Raw genomic sequence first — 3,946 nt, forward strand, 5'->3', positions numbered from 1 at the left:
CTAGACTGCCTTACCCCCGGCAATAGCTATTGCCGGGGGTACCTCTGCAAGTGGTTGTAAATAAAAAGAGAATTTTTTCGCCCTCTTATGATCTATAGGCAGGCAAAAAATGCACAGTCCGGGCGCGCTTGCGCGCCGGGGGGGAGCGCCCGCCAGGAAGCTGGCGACCCCCCGCCCTTGGGACGGGCTGTGTAGTTTTTGAATGCCGTCGGACGCGAGACCCCTTGTGGGCCGAGTGGACGACTCCGCGTGTGTATGCGCGCGGGGCGGGTGGGGGGCCGGGGGAGGGGAAACCTGCTCCGCCGTTGCTCTAACGGCGCTGACAGGATTTGCTTGTGAAGGATCAGCCCCAATCCGATCCGCTGTCCTGACCCCGTTCCTGGGCACGTGTCTTGCGGTCGGCCATATCCTGCTTAGCATCGGCAGCGTTCTGGCGAGAGCGTTCCGCCTGGTGCAGCCCGGCCAGCATCCTGTCCACGCCCTGGCGATCGGCATCCACCACGCGGTCTTCACCTAAGGTCTCCAGATCCCGCTCGGGCAGGGCGTAATCGCCATCGGGCAGCTCAAGAACCGCAATGCCGGCGTGGTCAAAGGCGAGAGTGATGGCGTTGGTCTGCATCTCCGAGAACTGCGGGGCGTAGTGGTTATAGAAGGCTGCCATCTTGCGCAGGTTTTCCGTCTCTTCAGCCTCGATCTCCTTGGCGGGCATCAGTGCCGCCAGCGTCAGCTTGCTGGCTGCGTCAGCAAGGGTCCGTTCCCGCGCCAGCTCGTCCTGGGTCTGCCCCAGAGCCGCCTCCGTGGCGTCGAGCTCGCGGCGCAGGGTCCGGGCCGTCTCTCCTAGATGCACCGTCTGGTGCTTCAGACGCTCTGAGACGGCCTCTGAGGCCCTCTGGCGCCATTCCCCCTCACTCTCCCCGCCCAGACCCATCACAGCGCCTCTGCGGCGCTCTGGGAGGCTGAAATCGACCTCTACGGGGGTATTGGCCCGTCCATAGTATTCCTTGATGGTCTGGTGGGTGGCCTTGCTGCGTTCCTGCCCCCGCTCAAACCCGAAGGGCTGGCCGACGTCGCGGGCGAACTCGGTCTGCATCTGGCTGAGCTTAGCCTTGCCGCCGACCAGCTCGCGGGCGTTCAGCTTGCCGCGCTCATCGAGGGGGATCACCAGCGCCTGCATGTGCGGGGTGGTCTCGTCGCGATGGATCACGGCCGAAAGGACGTTCTCGGCTCCGTGGCGCTTCTCGAGCCAGTCCAGCGCGCGCCGGAAATAGGCGTCCTGGTCCTCGCGGCTCATGGCATGGATCTTCTCGGGCGATCCGCCGACGAAGTATTCCAGGGCGTGGACAGCGTTCTTGCGGACCTTCTCGGGGGCACGGTCGTCCCAAGCCTCCATGACCCCCTTGCCGGTGCCGCGGCCCTTCAGGACCAGGTTGTCGCCTTTGCGGTCCAGATCCGCATTCGGGGTGTCGCGTTCACGGAAGTTGTGGCCAAGGGCTGCGCCCAGATGCCCCTTGGTCTTGATCTTGCCGACGCGAAGGATGGCGAAGCTCTTGGGAGGACGCGACCCCTGCCGCACCCGCTTGTCCTCGCTGAACTCTGTCACCACATCTGCCACGCCGCGCCCCCCATTTGAAAAAATGTGCACTCACTAGACAATTTGGCCTGCGTCCAAATTATCCGTTCGCCTCTGACGGGGGAAGGGCACATTTTTCCCAATGCCAACCGTTGCGCCAGAAGGGGAAAGAAACCGCCTGCGGCGGCTCGATCTCCAGCCCTTGCTAGGCCCTGGCAGGGTGCTGCCGCCCGGGAGAGGCACGACTCGGATCAAGACAATCAGGAAGCTCCTTACAAGAATTGCACTGCTAAGATCCTCGTGGAGAAGGTCAGAATGGTCCAGGAGTGGGCGCGAAAGGAGGCCTTTGTCTCAGATGGCTCAAGCGATAAGCCAATGGATGAGGCTTGGGGCGAAGGCAGTGGCGATGCTGCGCATGAGGTAGAAGCTCGTTAGGACTTTGCCGCCCTACATGCATCTAGGGCGGCAAAGAACGGCTTTGAGGTTAGGCTGAGGCAGATCTTCGTCTTTGCCTTTGTCTTTGTCTGGGCGCGTCTATGTCTACTTTATAGTAGTCATAGATATCTTCGACATCTCTTTTACCTATTGACGTAGGGGCCAGATTTTTGACCCACTCGAGAATAACATCATCGGAAAATTTGTTTCTGGCGATGTAGCAGAGTCTAAGAGCAGACAATGTCCTACTTTCTCTATGATCCTTGTCAGAAAAACTCTTCTCGACTATTTTCCACTGCGCCTCAGTCAAGGAAATGTTGGTAGAGTTTCGGCCGATTTCTTTTAATGTAGAAATAGCTGCAGTAAAATCTAACCACTGCCAATCTTTTTCAAGATCTACAAATTTTTTGGCGAGAATAGAAACCGTCTGATCTGTCGGTGTAGGAGGTAGCTTTCTACGCTTCTCCCCTAAGCTGATGTGTCTCCAAAAACCCCACGCCCAAGCAGACAGGGCGCTGAGCTTACGACTGTCCGACGAGATATTAGCCTCCAGAGCGGCTAGTACTCTAGTTGACTTCGATACAACGGTTTTGCTGCGGTGAAGCCAAAAAGCTCCTGCGACCGCAAGTGTAGCGCGAACTCTAGATTGCTCATTCTCATCTGTTAGCTCTCCACAAACGGCACTTTCATTTCCTGGAACTGTCCAGTATGGCTTTCCTCGGCAAGCGGCTTCAAACATAGAGCAAAGCAAGACGGTATCTCGAGATATAACTTCAGAGCTTGAAAACATCCTCCAAGAGGCCTCACGGAGATCTCTTCCATAAACACTTTGAGAAAGAGATGTTACTACATTGTCTTTTACAAAGACATCTAGAAGGTACTGCAAAACTACAGCACAACTCTCGTCAATAATTTCACGCGGAAATTCAGCCTCTTCGATCATACAGTGAATTAATCGCGGTGCTGCCGCCCGATCTTCATTAAGGCTATCTTCCTCTGGGTCCGTGTTGGCGTTGCTACTTTCCTTTGACGGCTGGAGTGCCGAGTTAAGAAGTATTTGGAGAAGTGGCTTTGTTCGCCTCCCTAGGAGAACGGCAACCATAGGAACGACTTCTTTCCACTTCTCCCGTGCAAGCTCTTCCCCTAGCTCTTCAACCAGATTGTCATTATCTTCTGCCGAAACCGTATTTCCATGAACAATTGCCTCAGCTGCCAAGTACTCTTGAAAAGTTAGATGTCGAAACTGATAGAACGGGACAAGCTTGCCATTCTCGCTCTGATGTCCGCCTTCAACGAGAAGGCTAGACCTCAACTCAACTCGTTTCAAAAACTCTTCAGGGGAATCCTTGGCGTAGCGTCCTATGCTAGTAATGCGGTCTCTAGACCGACTGATCATCTCGACTATTTCATCTTCGGTTGCCGTCTGTTTTCCCTGCCGGAGCATTTCGAACGCAATGCAAGAAAGCTGTGGAACAGCTTCTTTAGGATTCAAGGCTGCGTGGCCCTTAATGTTCCAGGTGTCCAGCAGTATTTCTACCGCCCTTTGATAGAGACTAACTCTATCTGGAGGTAGTTTTCCGGCTCCATGTTTTACGACAAGAAGCATCGTCAAAAGAAGGGGGTTTTCAGCTAGTTTGGTTAGAGAAGGCGACTTTAGTATTTGATTGGAGATTTCATCTGCTTCTAGTTTTGCTTCTGATGGAACTGCAGACATAAGCCCATGCCAGTGGGAGCAGAGCAGTTTCACTGCGCTGGCATTAAGGGGGGCAATGCTGTACTTTGTGCAGAACCTTCCGAGAGTGGGCGCAACTAGATCAAAACCAGCTTCTCGGCTAGTAACTACTAGTCTAGGGTCAGGACCCATTGATTTGCTTGAGGCTGTCCGGCCCGCGTGATTCAAGCTCCCGAACTGACGGGGGTGATGATGAGCAATCTTTTCTG

General features: G+C 55.2%; 2 protein-coding genes. Both read right to left on the bottom strand.

Features of this window, described 5'->3' with window-relative positions; all coding sequences use genetic code 11:
* Positions 1–343: 343 nt before the first annotated feature.
* Positions 344–1,612, bottom strand: a complete 1,269-nt coding sequence (gene mobV, locus BLP73_RS18855; RefSeq protein WP_175453452.1) for a MobV family relaxase — start codon at positions 1,610–1,612, stop codon at positions 344–346.
* A 442-nt stretch (positions 1,613–2,054) separates the two neighbouring features.
* A partial coding sequence (locus tag BLP73_RS19245) for an NACHT domain-containing protein (RefSeq protein ID WP_217630740.1) occupies positions 2,055–3,946 on the bottom strand: 1,892 nt, incomplete at its 5' end.

Source organism: Paracoccus tibetensis (assembly GCF_900102505.1).
GTDB classification, from domain to species: Bacteria; Pseudomonadota; Alphaproteobacteria; order Rhodobacterales; family Rhodobacteraceae; genus Paracoccus; species Paracoccus tibetensis.